This is a genomic window from Corynebacterium hindlerae (assembly GCF_014117265.1).
Lineage (GTDB): Bacteria > Actinomycetota > Actinomycetes > Mycobacteriales > Mycobacteriaceae > Corynebacterium > Corynebacterium hindlerae.
This window is the reverse complement of record NZ_CP059833.1, coordinates 2256988-2276146: the sequence shown is the minus strand read 5'-3', so window position 1 is coordinate 2276146 and position 19159 is coordinate 2256988. Positions and strand designations below refer to the sequence as shown.

Here is a 19159-nt window from a genome sequence, read left to right as displayed (position 1 = left end):
CTATTCAGTAGATAGTGGAAGATCATGTGAGGAGCCAACTCGATCTTTAGTTGGCTCTAGTTCCGTTAATGGGGTCTGTGAATCGTGCGCGGAGGTATTCCTCACGAGAGTCTCTCCCCGGAAAAATGCCGGGTGTGTGATTCGTGTGAACAACATTAGGGCTACCCCGAGCCCGAGAATTCCCATGCCAAGCACGAACACAGCACCGACGCCCAGGATTGATGAACCGGAGCCATAACTTGGATCGAGTGAATCCACGGCTGTAACACCGAACATCAGTAGTAGGAAGCCTCCGCCAAGGGCTGGAAACACCAGTCTGAATACAATGTTCCGGGTGTTTGATATCAAGTCGTCCCGGAAGTACCAGATACAAGCCACTGCGGTGATCCCGTAGTAGAAACAAATCATCAGGCCCAGAGCCGTGATTGTGTCCCACAACGCATTTTCCGAGACCAGCCGAGTGATTATGTAAAAGACTCCTGCAGCTATTGCCGACGCTACTGTCGCCACGCTAGGCGTTAGGTATCGGGGAGAGATTTTTGCAAACATTGGTGGTAGCGCCCGGTAGTGCCCCATGGCCAGCAGCGTACGGGCTGGCCCAACCATTGTCGACTGTAGAGATGCGAACGAACTGGCTAGCACTGCAAAGTAGATTAAGAATGCGAATGGGCCTAGTACCGGATATGACAGAGCAGCGAAGATAGACTCTTGGTTTTCTGGGTTCCCTGCTCCAAGCCCGGTGGTTCCGGTTCCCGCCCAGCTCACTATCGCAACAGCAGTGAGCACGTACAGGGAAATGATGATTAACACTGTCAGCGTAGCTGCGCGCCCCGGGGTACGCTCTGGGTCTTTTGTTTCTTCATTCATTGTCAGCGTGACGTCCCACCCCCAGAACATGAAGATAGAAAGTGAAATACCAGCTGCCATCATAGAAAAACTATCGATGCTCAACGGGTTGAACCAGCTCCCTTGGAAAGGAGTGAAGTCGAATCCACCTCCTGTATACGCCTTGCGGAGGGCAATGACATCGAACACTACAACGGCAAGCATTTGAAGTGTGACAAGCACATATTGCAGGTTCTTTGTGGAATCCATCCCACGGTAGGAGATCCAGCAAGCGATAGCCAAAAATACTACAGTAGTGGGAATATTAATGGCTAGATTATTGGTCCACTCTGCTATTTCCGGGTTTCGCAGCACTTGCGCCAGTAGCAGGTAGAAGAAATCAACCGCTACCGCTGCCAGGTTGGAGATAACGAGGATAGTGGCGGTGATAAGACCCCAACCTCCCATCCAGCCAACGTACGGTCCGAAGGCTTTGGTAGCCCAAGTAAAGCTGGTACCAGAGTCTGGTACGGCCTGATTGAGTTCGCGGTAGGCAAACGCAACCAAAAGCATGGGTATGAAACCAAGGATGAGAATTGCTGGGACATGCTCACCGACGGCGGAGATCGTGGGACCAAGGCCAGAGGTAAGGGTGTATGTAGGTGCAATGCAGCTAATGCCGATTACAACAGCGCCGATCAAACCAACGCTGCCGGCTTGCAGGCCTTTTGAAAATGTCGTGCTTTCTTGGTGCGGCGACATGGTATCACTCATGGTGAGCTCACCTCCTAGGGGTGTAGTTGTTTAACGACCAGCCATATATCCGTTGGGAATCACAATGGTGGGTACTGGAATGTATCGCAGGATTTGGGCCGCCGTGCTACCCAAAAAAAGGCGTCCCTCTGCAGCTATTCGCGACGATCCCATATAAGCCACGTCGCCGGGATACCACTCCAAGTTGGCGGCCGCGCTTTCTATGCTGTTGCCAGAAATTACCTCCGCAGAGGCTGCGTCTGAATCAACAAGAGCTCGAGCCTGATTTGCCAAGTCGTGTCCTGCCACGCGCTCGATGGCTTCTAAGGGATCGCTTGCTGCCGGTTGCTCCTCGTGGATATTTAAGGAAACAAAACGTAACGGGACGTTTCGCTGTGCAGCCCGGATGAGACCGAGTGCGATCAAGTCTGTCGCACCAGGTCGAGTACCAAACATAACGGTCACCCGGTCAACTGGCCCCGGGTAACTGTACCCACGAGGAGCAATAGCTAACGGGATTGGGCAGCTGTGCAACAGCGTGTTTACTACAGACCCCATGGTCAGTCGTTTGAAAAACCCTCCGCCTTGCGAACCGACTACCAGCATTTCACTGCCCAGCTCAACCGCAGTATCGATGAGAATGTTTGGGATGGAATCGCCGACAGCTACCCGGGTGGTGACATCAATGCCACTTGGCACCTCAGCCCGTGCGTCGTTAAGCCATGACGCAAGCTGACTGTCCAGGATCGTTTCGAAGCCTCGGTCGTGTGGATACTCTCCTGGAGTTACTTCGCGATTCGTGTGAGCGATAACAATATCGATTCCTAGATTCTGGCCGGTAGCCAGAGCAATGGCTAAACGTAACGCATCGATTCCACCGCCTGTTGCGATATAAGCGACCATGATCCGTCTGGTAGGAACCATTGTTATCCTTTGCCGATTTGTTCAGCGATTTGCAGTGCGACTGTTTCACCGATGCGGATAGCACCGTCAACATGCTGGTAACCAGCTCCTGCAATATCGGAACATGCGTAGTAGATCGGGCCAGTGGGTTGGTTCTGTAGGTGTCCCCAGCGCGACAGTCCACCCAGGTCATAGCTCGTCGCATACGCACCGCGAGTCCATTCCTCAGCAGCCATGTCAGACAAATAGAACGCAATGGGTTCTTTGGTTTTCGGCCCCAGGAATGCTGCCATGGCTTCGAGGATGGCCTCTTTACGCTCTTCAGGAGGCAATGCCCACATCTGCTCTGCGTAAATGTCGGAAACGAATCCGACCAAGGTTCCGTAGGAGTCCTCGCCGTCGCTGAAGTAGTTGGTGTTGTCGTACACCTCTTGGACCAGGCGGCCTCCGGCAAAACCAGTGCCAGATAGTCCCTCTTCACGCCAAAACGGAGTGTCATAGACCGCATGAACCTTGATTACTAGCCCCATTGAAATATGCTGATGCGCAATGTGTTGGTCGCGAGGCAGCGGTGGGAAATAGTTGATGCGACTGTACAAGTTCGGTGGGACTGCGAGGATCACAAATTTAGCGTGAACCTCCAGGTCATCACTATTGACGATTACGTCGCCCGCTTCGCCGTTGTGAGGAACGCCGTTACGAACGTCCGCCGTTACGTTGTTAAGGTCATCTGCGGTGTCAGGGTCAATGTCGGACCAGGTTATGGAACGAACTGGGTTGCCGAGGAAAATGTCTTCACCTAGTTCCTTCGCCATGGTTAAAGAAACCGATTGCATTCCGCCAACCACGCGACGATCTAGGATGAAGTCTTCATCCACCAGGTTCGAAAATGACCCAGCAGATGATGCCATGAGCAAGGCTTGAAGAGTGGAGAATGTGTAGGACGGTTTTGTCAGCATTCCGGAAGCGACGTAAATGGAGACGTTGTCGATTGCTTCCGCATCATCTGATAGTTGTTCCAACCAATCGCGGAAAGATACCCGGTCGAGCTCCTTAGCCAAGGGATGCTCCCAAGGCTTGTGGGGGTCAATCTCGGCGGCGAGTTCATCGAGGCGTTCGATCAATTTTTCCATCTCGGAGATTGTCTTTTCCGAAGCAGGAAAAGTGACGCCTTCGTACTCATGACGGGTACCGTCCGGCGAGACATAGATCGATTTTCCATCCCGATACCGTGGGAAGGTTGTCAGACCGAGTTCCTGAACGAGCTCCGTCAGACGGGTCTGATCCGGAGAGATCCACTGGCCACCGATCTCGATGAAGTGTTCAACACCCTTGTCATCTGCAACTTTGCCATTCCAAGTGCGACCCCCGACGCGATTGCGTGCTTCCAGCACCGCGACAGATAGCCCCTTTTTCTTTGCAGTTCGGGCAGCCATGAGGCCAGCTGGACCAGCGCCTACAATTACTACATCACGTTTCAGTTTCTCCATATGATTGCCTCCAGTCAAAGCAGGAATTAAATGAACCTGATTCATTATGTGATGCTGGCCATAATACAGGCCAACTTGTGATTTGGGAATAGTTGAGAGGTGTTTTATGTCCGAAAGATCCCGCGGAAGGCCCCAAAAATCTATCGTCACCAGGGAAAAGATCGCGTCCGTCTCATTAAAAATTGCCGAGCAAGAAGGCTACGACGCCATCACAATGGCAGCCGTTGCCAGATCACTAGGCGTTGCAACGAGCGCGCTATACAACCACGTGCGAGGCAAGAAGGAACTTCTCATGTTGGTCCAAGACGCAGTAATGGCCCAGGTCGATACGAGCGCGCTTGAGTTGAATCTGGATGGCACTATCTCTACCGAGGAAGCGGTTATTCGCTGGGCACATTCCTACCGTGATGTTTTTTCGCGACACTCACCTCTCATTGCCCATATCGCCACCATGCCTGTTTTTGGCACCCAAGAAACAATCCATATGTACGAACTTTTGGTGCAGGTTCTACTGCAAGGTGGAGTGACAGAAGATCGGGTCATGGATGTGATCGTGGCGTTTGAATCCTTCATTTTTGGTTCTGCCTATGACGTTGCCGCCCCCGCCAACATCTTCGACCTACCTGAGCACGTTACGGACGCCCCTGGGTTACGACGCGCTCTGGGCCAACGCCTCGCACCGACAGTTGTCGGCACACAAAACCCTTACGCGAACCCGCCCTTTGAACTGGGCTTGTCCGCACTCATCCGAGGCATTGTTCTCAACAACTAACCTTTACCCTCCAAGGCGTTGCACCCACGCAACACATGGTGCATCTATGCGACATCTTGCTATTTCTGGGATATGGACGTCAACGAGCTCATCTGCATCGCAAGCGAGCACCCTTCAAGGACTGCTCGCGAGGCAGGGATTGCTCGTTCCACTTTGAATCGAATAGCGACAGGCAAAACTCAGCCTTCTTTGGAGACGTTGCAGAAAATTGCCCTTACCTTAGGCTTTGACATCGAGTTGAATGTCACGGCTGCTGCTTTCCCACGGATATGGCGCCATCAACGTCCCTTTTGCTCGGGCGTTGGAATTCCACTTGGCATTAGATGAGCTTTTCAGATCTGATGATGCGACCGAAATGCTGAAGTTTTTGGCCAGTTGTTAAGGGCCTGACTCAATCACAGCCTTAACGAGTGGCCGGGAATGCCATCTGCGGAAAAGGTTGGACTTGTTCTGACGCATCAGCTCGATTGCCGTTGAGCGCGCAGCGCCTAGCAATTCTGCACTGCCCTGGAATAGTTCAGACAGGCGCCCTACCTCAAAATACAATCGATCTGTCCGACAGAGGTCGTATTCAATGCACACACAGAAGCAAAGAGGCCCCGGCCCTATAAACGAAAATTCTTCCCAAGGTTCCCAATCTTGCTCGGGGATGAGAGTGCCTTCAGGCAGATTGATGAAACCAAAGTGGCTCTTCCGGTTTCGGAGTGCGTAGCTGACCATGGGGTGGGGTTCGGGGTGGCACAACATATAGGGGTCCTGGCCGGTACAAGATGAGAGTTGCGAAGCTTCCATCCAACCGAACCAGGACCCTACTGTGCAGCCTACTACTGGCAACCTCGTCGCCGACACCATCTGCCGCACCGCAGAAATCGGCCTCACGATCACCGGAGCCGCCGACGCCGGAAACATCACCATCATCGACGCCACCCCGGTGGCCGTGAACCACACCTGCCCGGACTGCGGGCACCCAGGCAAGCTGAGGGATCACACCCTGCGCCGGCTCGTTGATCTTCCCGTCGTCGGGTTCCCCACCCGCCTGGACGTCCGCGTCCCCCGCTTTCTGTGCACAGAGCCCTTCTGCTCTAGGAAGATCTTCCAGGCATCCCTGGCCTGCGCGGATGACGGATCCAAGCTCACCCACCGAGTCACCCGCTGGATCCTCCAGCGCCTCGCCATTGACCGGATGAGTGTGTCTGCCACCGCCAAAGTACTCGGTATCGGCTGGGACCTGGTCAACCAGGTCGCACTCGATGCCTGCCGCCAGCTCGTCTACGACGACCCGCACCACCTCGACGGCGTGCGCATCCTCGGAGTCGATGAGCACGTCTGGAAACACACCCGAGGTTAGCCTTCGAACCTGGTGACCATCCTCGTGGACCTCACCCCACTGGTCGACGGCCGCGGGCCCGCCCGACTACTGGACATGAGACCGGGGCGGTCCGCGGACGTGCTGCGCGGGTGGCTGCAGGAACGCGACCCCGGTTTCCGCAGCCAGGTGCAGGTGGTGACCATGGACGGGTTCACCGGCTACGCCAGTGCTGTGGACCAGGTCCTCCCGGACGCGACCAAGGTGATGGATCCGTTTCATGTGGTGCATCTGGCGGCTGAGAAGCTTACCGGGTGCCGGCAACGACTCCAACGAGAGACCACCGGACGCCGCGGACGCAAAGATGATCCGCTGTATAAGTACCGTCGCACCCTGTTGACCAGGACGAACTACCTCACCGAGCGGCAGAAACAACGCCTGGACATGCTGTGGGCCACCGACGATGACTACGTGGCACTCGAGGTCACCTGGATGTTCTACCAGGACCTGATCACAGCATACGGGCACCCGCAGAAATCAGAAGGCAAGAAGTTGATGGAACGGATCATCACCACCCTGCGCAAAGGCTTGCCGAAAGGTCTGGAGGAGCTGGCTCAACTCGGGAGAACCCTGTGGCGTCGGCGGGAAGATGTGCTCGCCTACTTCGATATCGGGGCGTCCAACGGGCCGGTCGAGGCCATCAACGGCAGGCTCGAGCACCTACGGGGGATCGCCCTGGGATTCCGAAACCTCAACCACTACATCTTGCGGTGCCTGATCCACTCCGGACAACTACAGGACAAGATCAACGCACTCTAAAACCGGAAGAGCCACCAAAGTACTTAGGGCATTCCTCATCGATGCGAAACTTCGTACGTGGAAATACCACGAATTCGAGTACTCCCAGGTTGAGCGTTGCAAACCTGCCACCCGCAGTACTTGGATAATCGGAAAGAGTCCAGTACTGGGATTCCAATTCCGGCGCATTCGGAACGAGTTTCTCAAAAGCAAATCGAAGGTCGGAAAGAATCTTCGATAAAAGCTCCGGATCCTTCAGCCTCAGTTTTTCGACCAACTTAGGCGATGCTGCAACATCAACGAAATTAAATGCAGCGGAACCATACGTTCCCTGCCCCAGCACCCAATGCTCTTGTTCTTCAACGGAAATGATTTCGTCAAGGCCGGAAGGCTGCAGATGACCGAAGTTACCCATCTTATTGCGTAACTCAATCCCTTGGCCCCGCAATCGAGCGATGTGTGTGAACTCGATCGGGGTCAGGTGCTCTTCAATGACGGGTAGGAATTGAATTGCGACAATGTCTGTCCATGGCTTGTGATGAGCTGATCCATGCCGGTGATTGGCAAACCTGGTGACAACGTTGAGCGCTTGCCCAACATACTGTTCGCCGTTTTCGAACTCGAGAATGTAAATTCCCCGGCGCTGATCCACGGGAAACAATGGTGCGATCGATTCCAACCCTGCGATATTAAATCGCTTAAACCGAGCCATCACAAACTTTGATAATACTCTCGCAATTTTGCGGCCATGAGGATTCGACGTTCCCGCAGGAAATCATCGTAGTTGTCTACAGTGGTCTCGAGTAGAGACCATGGGACAGCGTTTTCATCAAAGTTCCGTTCAAGGTCCTCGCGCGAGGTAATTTCACCCAAGGTCGGCACGCCAGACTCTGTTTGAGCCAGTATTTCACCCAGATATTCTGCGGGTTCACGTTTTCCGATCTTAATATTGGTCGCTGTCTCTGCGTACGCGAAGTTACCAACCTGGTTGTACTCACGCTTGTCGTTCACACCGTTCTTGCGCAGGTATTCCTTAGGCACCATGTGGTGAATATCGCCTTGGGTTTCAATCATTGCGCTCACCTCGGCGTGCTTGGACAGGAATGCACGCGCCTTGGACTTCACTTGCGAGGCAAGGAAGGTGCGGAACTGCGGATTGCCGATGCTTGACGACGCCAACCGCTGCGGCAATCCAACTTCCCAGAAGGATTCACCAAGTTCTGCATCCTCGATTTCCTTGAGAGTCGCTGCTGCACCGATGGAATCGACACCTCGTAGATCGCGTTCAAAGGCGGTTTCAAAGCTTCCCGATGATCGACCAGTAAGAGCGATCATCACGAACCAACGGCGTACCAATGAGCTAATTTCTGGATCGGGGCGCTTTTGCTCCCGCATAATCAAGAACAGTGCATAGGCAAAATTCACCGCATTCACAGAACTGATCATGTTCGGACGGATGAATCCAGTACTCTTCAGGATGACCAGGAATTTCTTGAATTCGTATTCGTTTACTGTGCGCAGTAGTGCTTTTTCAAACTTGTCGTAGGCTGGCTGGATGCGCTCGGGTTCGAAAGCCCGAGTTTCCGGATTCAGGCCACTGAGTTCTCTGACAACGAAGGAAATGCGGCCACGACGGAAAGCGAGCATGGAGGCGACACGAATGAGGTCAACATAGGAAGGGTCGTAAAGGTCTTCTGCATCTGACTTTAGCCAAGAAATAGCTTGCCAAAACGGGGTGTGGGCGAACTCGTCGTCATTAAGCAGCTCGTCATAGTCATGTGGGCTTACCGCTAAGTGCGCGAAGTAGTCGATGAGTTTGCGCAGGTTGCGTCCTTGTTCACCGTAGGCGCTGATCTTGGACATGACAAAGTCGGCGCTGGAAAGCGGGACGCCCTTGGAATTAATACGAACGAAAATTTCGGTGACGGTTTCAACGTCTAGTTCGCTCGACAGATTAATGATGCCGATGGGAGCTTTAGGGATATCTATGAGCTTTTGAATCGCTTCAGCAACCTGTTTCATATCCACGTCAGGGTTCTTTTGTAGATACTCAGAAGTAAGCATGAAGGAGTTAGCTTTACTCACCACCTCGTGGATGTCATAGATCCATTCGGGTTGCTTACGGAGAACAGGCGTGGCAGTTTCAAACTCTTCCGTCTGAGGGTTAAAGGAAATGATGATGCGCTTCTTTTTGAAGTTTTTCCCCATGACCGGTTCTCCAGCAATTGCGGCACGCAATGCGGTAGTTCGCTGTTGACCGTCGATCAGGATCTGCTGGGAACCAGCCTGCCCACCGCCCTTCTTAGGGGCGTCCTGAGACTCCCAAGTGATCAAGTATCCGACGGGATATCCGCGGTAAAGAGAGTCCATCAGATCGCGCACTTTGGTGGAATTCCACACAAAGGGCCGCTGCATCTCAGGGATGGCAATCTTGTCACTTTCGATCCACGAAAGTAGTGTGCTCACCGGATTCTGGTTCACGGAGTACATGCTCATGACTTCAAGTGTGCCAGGTTTCGCTACGGTTAGTCCCATTAAACAATTCCTTGCGGGAGGTAAACGACACACCTTTTCGCTGCTGGCCCCGGGATGTCTTCAACGACAATGCCAGTGTGGTCGCTGTCATTCGAAAATTCGGCGCGTGGGTACTCGAACAACGAAAACATCATACTGCTCAATCTGCAGTGTACTGGGAAGAACGGAAGCGTAATCTGAGGTGAACGGATGAAATGTTGCGCGCCACAATACTTGGAGCACTCGAAGATTATCCCATAGAAATTAAGCGAGTGTTTGTCCCGAAGAAAAAACTTATGACCGCCTACTCACAGCACCAAGGAAGCTTTCTTCAAGCACCATGTACCCAGTGGCGGGTCGCTTGATCGCCGGAAAATGGACGTGATTCTTACTCCCACGGCACACTGTAGTTATGAGCGCCAACGAGAGTGAAGAGATCAAACGACTCCTTGAGGAAAACGCACGTCTGCGCAAAGCTAACGAAAATTTGCGCCAGCGGTCGCAGACACACCAAGATGCAGCTGAAGCATTAGAAAGAGCTATCGTCGCCTTAAGAGGCCTCTCCAAGGACTAAAACCGCTGTGACTCAGCACCTTGGAGAGCCAACGCAACCACCTGGAGCAATTGACCAGTTGCAAAGGTTTAATTCCAGCTAAATCACGATAAGATAACACCCATGAGCTCCCTCTCCCCCGCTGAAAAACTGATTGCTGCCAGAACCTTCGTCACCACCTGGGCTGACAGGGGCAACGAGAAGTCGGATACGCAGCAGTTTTGGCTCGATTTACTCGAGAACGTTGTGGGGATGAAGGACACGACTACCAACGTCATTTTTGAGGCGAAGACGAGCCAGCGCGGGTACATCGATGTGTGGATTCCGGATGCGAAGACGTTCATTGAGCAGAAGTCGATCAATGTCGATCTAGACAAGGCTGATATTCGCCAAGGGCAGACGGTGACGGCGTTCCGCCAGGCGCTGAACTATGCGAACACGATGCAGTTCAGCCAGCGCCCGCGTTACATCATCACCTGCAATTTCCAGGAGTTCCGCATCTATGACCTGGACAAGGAGAACGCGGAGGCGAATTATCTCAGTTTCACCCTCGATGAGCTCCCTACGCAGGTCCACCTTCTCGATTTCCTCGTTGACCCGCAGAAGGCCCGCGCGGTCCGCGAAGAGAAGGTCTCGATGGATGCGGGACAGCTCGTCGGCAAGCTTTACGACGCCCTTCGCGCCCAATACCTAGACCCCGACACAGATGCGTCCCAGCATTCGCTCAACGTGCTGTGTGTCCGGCTGGTGTTCTGTTTGTTCGCAGAGGACGCAGGCCTGTTTAATAAGGATGCGTTCTATCGCTACCTGGATGGGTTGCGGGCGGATCAGGTACGTGGCGCGCTGCTGGATCTGTTCCAGGTCCTCAATACCCCGGTAGACCAGCGTGATCCGTACCTATCTGATCAGCTGAAAGCTTTCCCTTACGTCAACGGTGGCTTGTTTGCCCATGAGGAGCAGATCCCGCACTTCACGGACGAAATCCTGGACTTGCTCCTTAACGAGGTGTCCCAGAAGACCGACTGGTCGCAGATCTCCCCGACCATTTTCGGTGGCGTTTTCGAGTCCACGCTGAACCCGGAAACCCGCGCGAAGGGCGGTATGCACTACACCTCGCCGGAAAACATCCACAAGGTGATTGACCCGCTATTCCTCGACGCTCTCAAAGCCGAGCTAGCCGGCATTGTCGACGCCCAGGGCATCTCCGCGAATAAGCGCAAGAAGCAACTCGAAGCGTTCCACGACAAGATCGCGGGCCTGACGTTCTTCGACCCGGCCTGTGGCTCCGGCAACTTCCTCACGGAAACCTACATCCACCTGCGCAAACTCGAGAACAAAATCCTTTCCGAGCTCGCCGGCGACCAAACCCAACTGGGTTTTAGCGACGTCACACTCAAGATCAGCCTGAACCAATTCCACGGGATCGAAATCAACGACTTCGCCGTAGCCGTCGCCTCCACCGCCCTGTGGATCGCGCAGCTCCAGGCCAACATCGAGGCCGAAACGATCGTCACCACGAACATCGAAAGCCTCCCGCTTCACGACGCCGCCCACATCCACCACGGCAACGCACTGCGGGTTGACTGGGCTGACGTGATCGCGCCCGAGAAGTGCGATTACATCATTGGCAACCCGCCATTTTTGGGCTACTCCCGTCTTACTGATGAACAGAAGGAAGACCGGAAGGCCATCTTCGGCAAGGACGGCGGTCTCCTGGATTATGTCGCTTGCTGGCACAAGAAAGCCGCGGACTTCATGACGGGCACCCTGTGCGAAGCTGCTCTCGTTTCCACGAACTCGATCTGCCAGGGTCAGCAGGTCACGCCGCTGTGGAAGCCGCTTTTCGACGCCGGGATCAAAATCAACTTTGCCCACCGCACATTCGTGTGGAGTAACGAAGCCACTGATCAGGCACATGTTTTCTGCATCATTGTGGGATTCTCATATGTCGACCGCCCGCTCAAACAGGCGTGGACCTACACACGATCTGGAGTTGAATACACAGAACCTGCACATCTGAACGGATATCTCGCAGATGCGCCAGATGTGTTCTTGACGCGCAGGTCGAAACCAATTTCGGATGTTCCGGAGATGGCACAAGGATTTAAGCCAGCGGATGGTGGTCACCTCTTACTTTCGCCGGACGAGCGGGCAGAATTAATCGCGAACGAGCCAGCTGCTGAACCATGGATTCGCAAATTCTCGATGGGTGCCGAGTTCATCAATGGCAAGGACCGATACTGCCTTTGGTTACCCGAAATTACTGGGTCTGAGATGAAGAAACTTCCATATCTCCGGAAGCGAGTTGATGACTGTAGAGAGTGGCGCCTGGCTCAGACCAAGACTGGCGATGCCTACAAGTTGGCCGATCGACCGCATTTGCTGAGGCCGACCTCGAAGTTCAAAGACGGCACTTACATTGGCATTCCAAAGGTGTCGTCCGAACGTCGGAGATACGTGCCCTTCGGTTTTGTCCAAGACGGAATGATTCCAGGTGACATGTTGTATTTCATTCCCTCAGGATCACTGTTCATCTTTGGTATTCTTCTCTCACAATTTCAAAATGCTTGGATGCGTGTTGTCGCCGGCCGACTCAAGAGCGATTACCGCTACGGCAACACCACCTTCTACAACAATTTCGTTTTCCCCGAGGTGGATGAGGCTGCGAGGGGCGACGTCGAGAAGCGGGCGCAAGCTGTGCTTGACGCGCGCAAGCTGTACCCCGGTGCGACGTTGGCGGACATGTACGACCCGGACAATGATTTCTTGTACCCGGAGTTGATGAAGGCGCACCGGGAGCTCGATAAGGCGGTTGAGCGGGCGTACGGCGTGGATTTTGATGGCGACGAGCAGAAGATCGTAGCTCATCTATTCAGGCTACACAATACATAACTAGGGCATTGTTTACAGCCAAAAATTCTGGAAGCCTCAATGATTCAGGAAATAATAACGATACTTCTCTAGATACCCGCTCCTATCCACGTTGGCATAAACCATGACATTTGACATTAACGTACCACTTTTAAGCTCTCTTTTAGTCTCAATCCTCTGCGCATTCCTACTTCAATTCATTTATCGATTCATAAAAAATGAGTGGCCCGAAGCCTATACAAGCGTAAAATCAACTCTGGATAATCATGTGCGAACCTCACCGTTCCGCAGCCTTGTCGTCTTCCGCGCGACACCGGTAGCTATTGTCACATTGTTCGCGACCACATTCGTTGATCGTATCGGAGGTCCGACAACCATTTGCTTCCTTGTATATCTTGGCCTTTATCTGTCAATTACCGACTTTTCGTCAATTATAAATTTATGGAATAGACCCGCACAAAGTAACCGAATACTTTTTTCGGTTTATCACATTAACGGATTAATTACAGTAATCATTTCAGCGAGCACTGTATACCATTTTAGAAAACACTTTGCAATCCTCGTTCCCGAAACTAAGGAGTTAGTAACCTCGGTTTGGTCAGGCTTTTTTGCCGCCATCTTAATTTTCATGTTTAGGTCAATAATGACAGCGAAGAAGCTCGAAGGAAAAAAGCTGGTAAATGAACTAATTGAAGACATTGGCGCTGAAACCTGGAATGAAATTCCGTCACTTTGCAACAAAGATCCGCAACTTTCAAACATTGTTTCAGCAATCGCACTCGCAGAATGTCAACAACGCCCAAAGTGGTTTAGACGGCTTGAACGAATATTCGGCAGATTCACGCGATCCGCAAGCTACGGAGTTTGTCAAACCAAAAGCGACAGACCTATCTCCGATCTTGAGTCAATAAAATTGACCATCTCAGCGATCTATAAACTGGGATATTCACCTTCAACTAAGCTTTTCTACCACAGTCCAGAACTTAGGCACTACTTTTCATCCCACAATCCCGACTCCGGCCAAATTAGCCGAATGCTCAAATTCTATGACCTAGTTAAGCATTACCACAGCCATCCGGAATAACTTAACGAAATAGGAATTCCCTTCCGGGATTTTCGATAGAAATGCAACTTCGAGCAGAATGAGAACTGGAACACATGATAAGTTCAGAAATCGCCATCTGGATAGGCTCCCTAAGTACCCTGGGGGCTTTTATCGTCACATTTACTCAAATTAAAATTGAACTAACCTCAAGAATCAAAAGAGAAAAGCAAGAGTTCAAACAGATTGAACTGTATCAGGCTTCAAAAATTTCTGGCTGGCTTCATATAGGAAATAGCATCCCCAATTGCACATCTTTTATTATCCATAACGGTTCGGAGTTACCAATATACAATGTCGTTGCTTCACTGGTAATTTATTCCGGTTCTGGACCACACAGCTCCGAAGAAGTCAGAAGCTTAGAGAAGAAGGCCGGCAATTACCTTTACCTTAGAAAAGCTAGTTCATCAGTTCCACCTGGAAGTCGTATTGTGTCTTTCGAAAATAGTTGGGGCGGAATGAGTCGTAAACCAGGTATTGAAATCGCTTTCACTGATACAAACGGAATCCATTGGATAAGAAGACACAACGGAAAACTTGATAAAATCCCAGTTGATCCAATTCGCTTCCTCGAGGTCCCGGTTCCTTATTCCGATTCTTTTTAGATAGTTTTCTAACACTACTAAGAGTTCGTAATTTCGAGTCGGCCTGAGCCTACAGTAACGCCGCCTAACATTGCAGTGCCAATTCGTACATGCCCGAAATGACAGTTCATCAAGCTGAACTGTCACGAACAGCCTTTACACTTAAACAACTCAAGTTGTACGAACCTATAAAAATCACAAACGCCCCCATGAAAGTAATCGGTAGAGACCCAAACCATATTGACATTCCAATGTGCATCGGACATTACTGAGTTTCAGGATATATAACTGGTCTCGCAGGCAAGATCCTCGCACAATTCGATGACAGCGCGCAATATTGGCTTATGTTCGAGCTTTTCGTTTCTTCGAAGTCTTTTGCCAAGCGCATGAGGCTCATTACGGAAAGAAGGATCGCAATGGACTACCAATCCCTTGCCAAGCAAGTCACTGAACACGTCGGTGGTAGCGAGAACATCAATTTGGTGCCGCACTGCTCCACTCGTCTTCGCATTAATATTGCTGACCAGTCGAAGGTCGATAAGGCAAAGCTGCAGGCTATTGATGGCGTGCTTGGTGTCATCACAGGTCCGCAGACCCAGATCGTTATCGGCAATAACGTCGTCCCGGCGTACGAGGCGATGATCAAGGAAACCGGTCGCTCTGGCGGCGGTTCCAGCGAGGCCCAAAGCCACTGTCGCAGAGAAGCGGCCGTGGACGGCCAAGCACGTCGGCAATGCGGTGATGGACTTCGTCGTTAGCATCTTCGTGCCGATCGTTCCTGTCATCGTCGGCGTCGGCATCCTGAAGCCTCTGCTGATCTTGGACTTCACCTTGGATTATCTGAGCAAGTAGGCAGACATCTATTGTGTGTTGCTTTCCGTCTCTAACCCGGTCTTCCGGTTCGTACGCTTACACAATTGCCCGCAAACTCGATCTGAACCGACCGGTAGCCATCGGTATCGCTCCACTGCTGATCTTCTCCAACTTCACCGCTTTGCTCAAGTAAAACGCAGGCAGGTTCGTCGTCAAGCCCCAAGCCAGCCCCAGCCTCAGCTTTGCGTGTTCAGTTTGTAGATCAGTGCCTTCTCTTCATCGGTGAGGTCGGAGTATGCGAGTATCTCTTGCAGCACGCCGGCCTTCCCCGCGATGTAGGTATCGATGTCCATTTCGGGATCTCGAGCCAAGTGCATTTTCACCGCGCTGTATTTCTCGCGCAGGTCGGACCGCTGCCGGAGGACGTCACGGAAGGCCAAATGGTTTCGCAGGTGCAAGGTGTCTTCTACGCAAAGGTAGACGTGCCGGGCTGGATCATTGTCTGGTGCGGTGAATGCTTCTCTGTCTGTCACGCCGAGATCGCCGCGGTGAACGTATCCAGCAGTAGCAAGTGCAGAAATCGCAGCATCAACATGCTGGCGTTCCACGATGATGTCGATGTCGAGAACGGGCTTAGCTGCAAGACCTGGCACTGCGGTGGAACCGACGTGTTCGATCGCCACGACGGGGACGGTTTCGAGCGCGCGGTGCAGCTCGCTCGCCACCTCCGCGAAGTGTGTTGGCCACTCGTCCGAGTACGGCACGACGTGAACAGACATAGCGGTGATTTTATCACCGCCCGCGAAAAAACGGGCCGGTAACCGAAACAGCCGAAAACCGATGGGAGAGTTATGGACGTTCCAGTCGCGGCGCAAGGGCCACCGTGGGCCAGGACGACGGTGGCTAAGCAGGACGCGCACGATCTCGCGCGTCCGAGCACATCGACATGCTAGGTCGTACCAGATAAGTCGAGTTTCCTGAATCACGCGAAAACTACATTGTTTCTATTACCGCGTGGGCAAAGCTGTAGCTCCCCAATTTAATCTAGAACTGCTGGAAATCGAAGAATGCTTTCACTGACAGTTTAAACAGAGCATGTGTTTATATCCAATGAACAACCGTTGAAAAACCCTTGGGATTTTTCATCTTCAGGCTAGCCGTGACACTGTTCCCGCCACCAGTGCGATGAAAAAAGGAATCGAGTCAGGATAAATGAATTCGTGACGTGCGTGCGCGCCCGCGCCATCAGCCCCAATGCCACATATGACAGGGATCCCCAATGGGGCAATAAAGTTGGCATCGCTGGCTCCACCGACGGCTGTGTGCTCGATGCTTTTCCCCATTTCCAAGGCGGTAGTCTCTAATTCTCGGTACAGGTCCTGGCTCGCGGGCGTGAACTCCATTGGAGGCCGGTTCCATCCCTTAGTGACGTTGATCTTAACACGATCATCAGTCCACTCAATTTGGTCAAGGGCAACATCGAGTCGCTCCTGTTCTGCAAAAGTCCGGAGACGAATATCCAACTTCGCTGTAGCTTTACCTGCGACGACATTACTGCCGGTACCACCTGATATTAACCCTACGTTCACTGTGGTCCCCTCCACAGGATTTGCCAGTTTCACTGCCTCCAAACACCACTCCATCAAGGCGGTGATAGCGCTAGCGCCGTCCCCAGGGTTGAGTCCAGCGTGTGACTCCACTCCAATGGCTTCCACGGTGATAAGGCCAACCCCCTTACGTGACGTTTTAACCTTTCCCTCATGGGAGGCTTCGAAAACAAACGCCATGTCACTCCCCTTAGAGTGATCTTCAATCAGCGCACGCGACGAAGGCGATCCGATCTCTTCGTCACCATTGATGAGCAACGTAATTGTTGGGCGTGGCAAATCCCATTCCTGCAGTACCTTGGTAACCCAGATGGCTTGAACTAGCCCGGTCTTCATGTCAAAAATCCCGGGGCCTGACAGTTGGCGTCGACCAGTCGCATCAGTTTTTTCTCGTTGCTGCCACTGTACGAGTGTTCCCTGTGGCCATACCGTATCGTAATGCCCAACAAATAACGCCTTTTTGCCAGACGTGCCCGGCACCGTTACCACTAAATGGTCACCGAATCCTTCTGCTGGAATGGTCTCAATTTTGATATTGGCACCAAGGCGAGCAGTAAGGATCTTTTTGATCTTGTCAGCACCATCGTCTAGGCCTTTGAGGTCGGTGCTGTAAGTTTCGGTTTCCACCAAACAAGTAATATCCGAGATGATTTCATCCAGGTGCTTTTCTACTCCGGTAAGCAACTTCATTGGTTTTCTCTTTCCTCTTTCTTTTTAGAATCCAAACGGGATGCCGGTGAGATACCAGATCATGAAGAACGCGACCCACACTACCCAGATGACGCCTGCCAGAGGCAGCGTGAAGGAAGCTAGGGTGCCGATACCTGCGCTCTTCTTGTAGGACTGGATGAAGCCGAGTGCCATCACAAAGTATGGGCTCATCGGAGTAACACAGTTGGTAACCGAATCCGCGACGCGGTACATAGCCTGAGTGGCTTCCGGCTCAATTCCGAGCAGCATGAGCATTGGAATGAAAACCGGCGCGGCGAGCGCCCACATGGCGGAACCACTGGTCAGGATCAGGTTCATTACCGAAATGACGAGGGCCATTCCCAACAGAATCGCCCAACCAGGTGCATTGATCTGCTTGAAGATATCGGCACCGTAGATCGCAAGAACCTGACCGATACCCGTCCACTTGAAGTAAGCGAGGAACTGCGCGATGGCGAAGAACAACACCAGAATCGGAGCCATAGACTTAAATCCTTCAGTCATGGCTGGGATGACGTCGCCAAGCTTCGAGTAAGTCTTTGCAGCCTTCCCGTAGGCAAAGCCCACAAAGGCGAAAAACAGGCCAATAACACCTGCCATTCCTTCCATCACTGGGGACTTCAGCAGCTCATTCTGGGGACCACGGAACGGCGAATCCGGAATTGTCATAGCGATAACGAGCGCAACGAAAAACAGCATTCCGACGAGGGTGGCCATGCGTATTCCGGCGCGTTCATTGCTGCTGAGATCCAATGACGAAATGGTGGTAGCTTCGCCAGTCACGTCTTCGTCTTCCTCCAAATCTGGACGCTTGACCAGCACCTTTTCCACAACGATGGTGATAGTCAAAGCGACCAGTACGGAGGATGCCAAGGAGAAGAAGTAGTTAGACGTTGGGTTCATGAATCCAGCAGGATCCATGGTGTGGATTGCAGCGGTCGAAATGGTGGAGAGCAAAATGTCGGTCGGAGTAATCGACGGCGATGCATCATAGCCCGCGGATACAGACACGAACGCTACAATGCATCCGAGCACTGGGCTACGCCCCAAGGATTTGAAGACGATTCCACCAAGAGGAATCAACGTTACGTAAGCGGCGTCGCCAGCAACGTGACCGATCATGCCTGCGTATGCGAGCGCAAACGTGGTGAAGCGCGCTGGAATTCGCAGCACGGTCAGGCGTAGGACAGCGTCGAAAAGCCCGCTCCTTTCGGCGATCACAATGCCGAGCATCGTGGTCAAAATAGTGGCAAGCGGCGGGAAGTCCGCAAAATTCTTCACTACGTCGCCAATGATGACTTCTGCACCAGCCTGGGACAGTAGCGATTTGATAGCGATTGTCTTGCCGTCAGCTGGGTTCACCGCGGTAACGCCCATTGCTTTGAGAACTGCGCTGAGAACGATGAGCAGCACGGAAAGAATGCAGAACAGCCAAAACGGATGTGGCAGCTTGTTGCCCCACTTTTCGATGGCATTAATTGAGCGGAAAGCAAGCTGAATGAGCTTTCCTCCCGAAACCTCTTGTGTCGAAGCTTGGACAGGTGCTGACATTTCAAC

The 19159-nt window shown here is 52.5% G+C and carries 15 protein-coding genes and 1 pseudogene; 8 read left to right on the top strand and 8 right to left on the bottom strand.

Annotated features, from left to right (window positions below):
* The 3 genes from HW450_RS11025 to HW450_RS11015 are packed head-to-tail and all read right to left on the bottom strand — an operon-like array spanning nucleotide 1 to nucleotide 3971.
* On the bottom strand, nucleotides 1-1599 hold the full coding sequence (locus HW450_RS11025) for an APC family permease (RefSeq protein WP_182385663.1): 1599 nt from the start codon (nucleotides 1597-1599) through the stop codon (nucleotides 1-3).
* A 30-nt stretch (nucleotides 1600-1629) separates the two neighbouring features.
* Nucleotides 1630-2481 carry a universal stress protein gene (locus HW450_RS11020; protein WP_182385662.1) on the bottom strand — a complete coding sequence of 284 codons (852 nt, stop codon included), beginning with the start codon at nucleotides 2479-2481 and terminating at the stop codon, nucleotides 1630-1632.
* A gap of 23 nt (nucleotides 2482-2504) precedes the next feature.
* Entirely contained in the window at nucleotides 2505-3971 is a 1467-nt protein-coding gene (locus HW450_RS11015) for a flavin monoamine oxidase family protein (RefSeq protein ID WP_182385661.1), read from the bottom strand.
* A gap of 106 nt (nucleotides 3972-4077) precedes the next feature.
* Here HW450_RS11015 and HW450_RS11010 point away from each other — a divergent pair, with 106 nt between their 5' ends.
* From HW450_RS11010 to HW450_RS11000, 3 genes and pseudogenes are all read left to right on the top strand, one after another.
* Nucleotides 4078-4743: a TetR/AcrR family transcriptional regulator gene (locus HW450_RS11010; RefSeq protein WP_232843252.1), complete on the top strand. Its 666-nt coding sequence runs from the start codon at nucleotides 4078-4080 to the stop codon at nucleotides 4741-4743.
* Nucleotides 4744-4815: 72 nt separating this feature from the next.
* Nucleotides 4816-5070, top strand: coding sequence for a helix-turn-helix transcriptional regulator (locus tag HW450_RS13255; protein WP_182385660.1), 255 nt, complete (start codon nucleotides 4816-4818; stop codon nucleotides 5068-5070).
* Between the two features lie 487 nt (nucleotides 5071-5557).
* A pseudogene (locus HW450_RS11000) lies at nucleotides 5558-6868 on the top strand (ISL3 family transposase).
* Here the strand turns inward: HW450_RS11000 and HW450_RS10995 are convergent.
* Nucleotides 6855-7499: a GIY-YIG nuclease family protein gene (locus HW450_RS10995; RefSeq protein WP_220463898.1), complete on the bottom strand. Its 645-nt coding sequence runs from the start codon at nucleotides 7497-7499 to the stop codon at nucleotides 6855-6857. The pseudogene HW450_RS11000 and the gene HW450_RS10995 sit on opposite strands and share 14 nt — an antisense overlap.
* Before the next feature lie 59 nt (nucleotides 7500-7558).
* Nucleotides 7559-9343 carry a GmrSD restriction endonuclease domain-containing protein gene (locus HW450_RS10990; protein ID WP_182385658.1) on the bottom strand — a complete coding sequence of 595 codons (1785 nt, stop codon included), beginning with the start codon at nucleotides 9341-9343 and terminating at the stop codon, nucleotides 7559-7561.
* Between the two features lie 430 nt (nucleotides 9344-9773).
* On the opposite strand from HW450_RS10990, the gene HW450_RS10985 reads away from it, so the two are divergent.
* From HW450_RS10985 to HW450_RS10965, 5 genes are all read left to right on the top strand, one after another.
* The gene (locus HW450_RS10985) at nucleotides 9774-9935 is read left to right on the top strand and encodes a hypothetical protein (protein ID WP_182385657.1); all 162 of its coding nucleotides are present in this window, start codon (nucleotides 9774-9776) and stop codon (nucleotides 9933-9935) included.
* Between the two features lie 102 nt (nucleotides 9936-10037).
* Entirely contained in the window at nucleotides 10038-12806 is a 2769-nt protein-coding gene (locus HW450_RS10980; protein ID WP_182385656.1) for a DNA methyltransferase, read from the top strand.
* A gap of 622 nt (nucleotides 12807-13428) precedes the next feature.
* On the top strand, nucleotides 13429-13869 hold the full coding sequence (locus tag HW450_RS10975; RefSeq protein ID WP_182385655.1) for a hypothetical protein: 441 nt from the start codon (nucleotides 13429-13431) through the stop codon (nucleotides 13867-13869).
* A 74-nt stretch (nucleotides 13870-13943) separates the two neighbouring features.
* On the top strand, nucleotides 13944-14492 hold the full coding sequence (locus tag HW450_RS10970; protein WP_182385654.1) for a hypothetical protein: 549 nt from the start codon (nucleotides 13944-13946) through the stop codon (nucleotides 14490-14492).
* A gap of 395 nt (nucleotides 14493-14887) precedes the next feature.
* Nucleotides 14888-15229: a PTS glucose/sucrose transporter subunit IIB gene (locus HW450_RS10965; RefSeq protein WP_182385653.1), complete on the top strand. Its 342-nt coding sequence runs from the start codon at nucleotides 14888-14890 to the stop codon at nucleotides 15227-15229.
* Nucleotides 15230-15520: 291 nt separating this feature from the next.
* On the opposite strand, the gene HW450_RS10960 is transcribed toward HW450_RS10965, so the two are convergent.
* The 3 genes from HW450_RS10960 to HW450_RS10950 form a co-directional block, all read right to left on the bottom strand.
* Complete coding sequence (locus tag HW450_RS10960; RefSeq protein ID WP_182385652.1) at nucleotides 15521-16063, bottom strand: GrpB family protein; 543 nt, start codon at nucleotides 16061-16063, stop codon at nucleotides 15521-15523.
* A gap of 369 nt (nucleotides 16064-16432) precedes the next feature.
* Entirely contained in the window at nucleotides 16433-17581 is a 1149-nt protein-coding gene (locus tag HW450_RS10955; protein ID WP_182385651.1) for a M20 family metallopeptidase, read from the bottom strand.
* 24 nt (nucleotides 17582-17605) lie between these two features.
* Nucleotides 17606-19153: an AbgT family transporter gene (locus HW450_RS10950; protein WP_182385650.1), complete on the bottom strand. Its 1548-nt coding sequence runs from the start codon at nucleotides 19151-19153 to the stop codon at nucleotides 17606-17608.
* Nucleotides 19154-19159 lie beyond the last annotated feature (6 nt).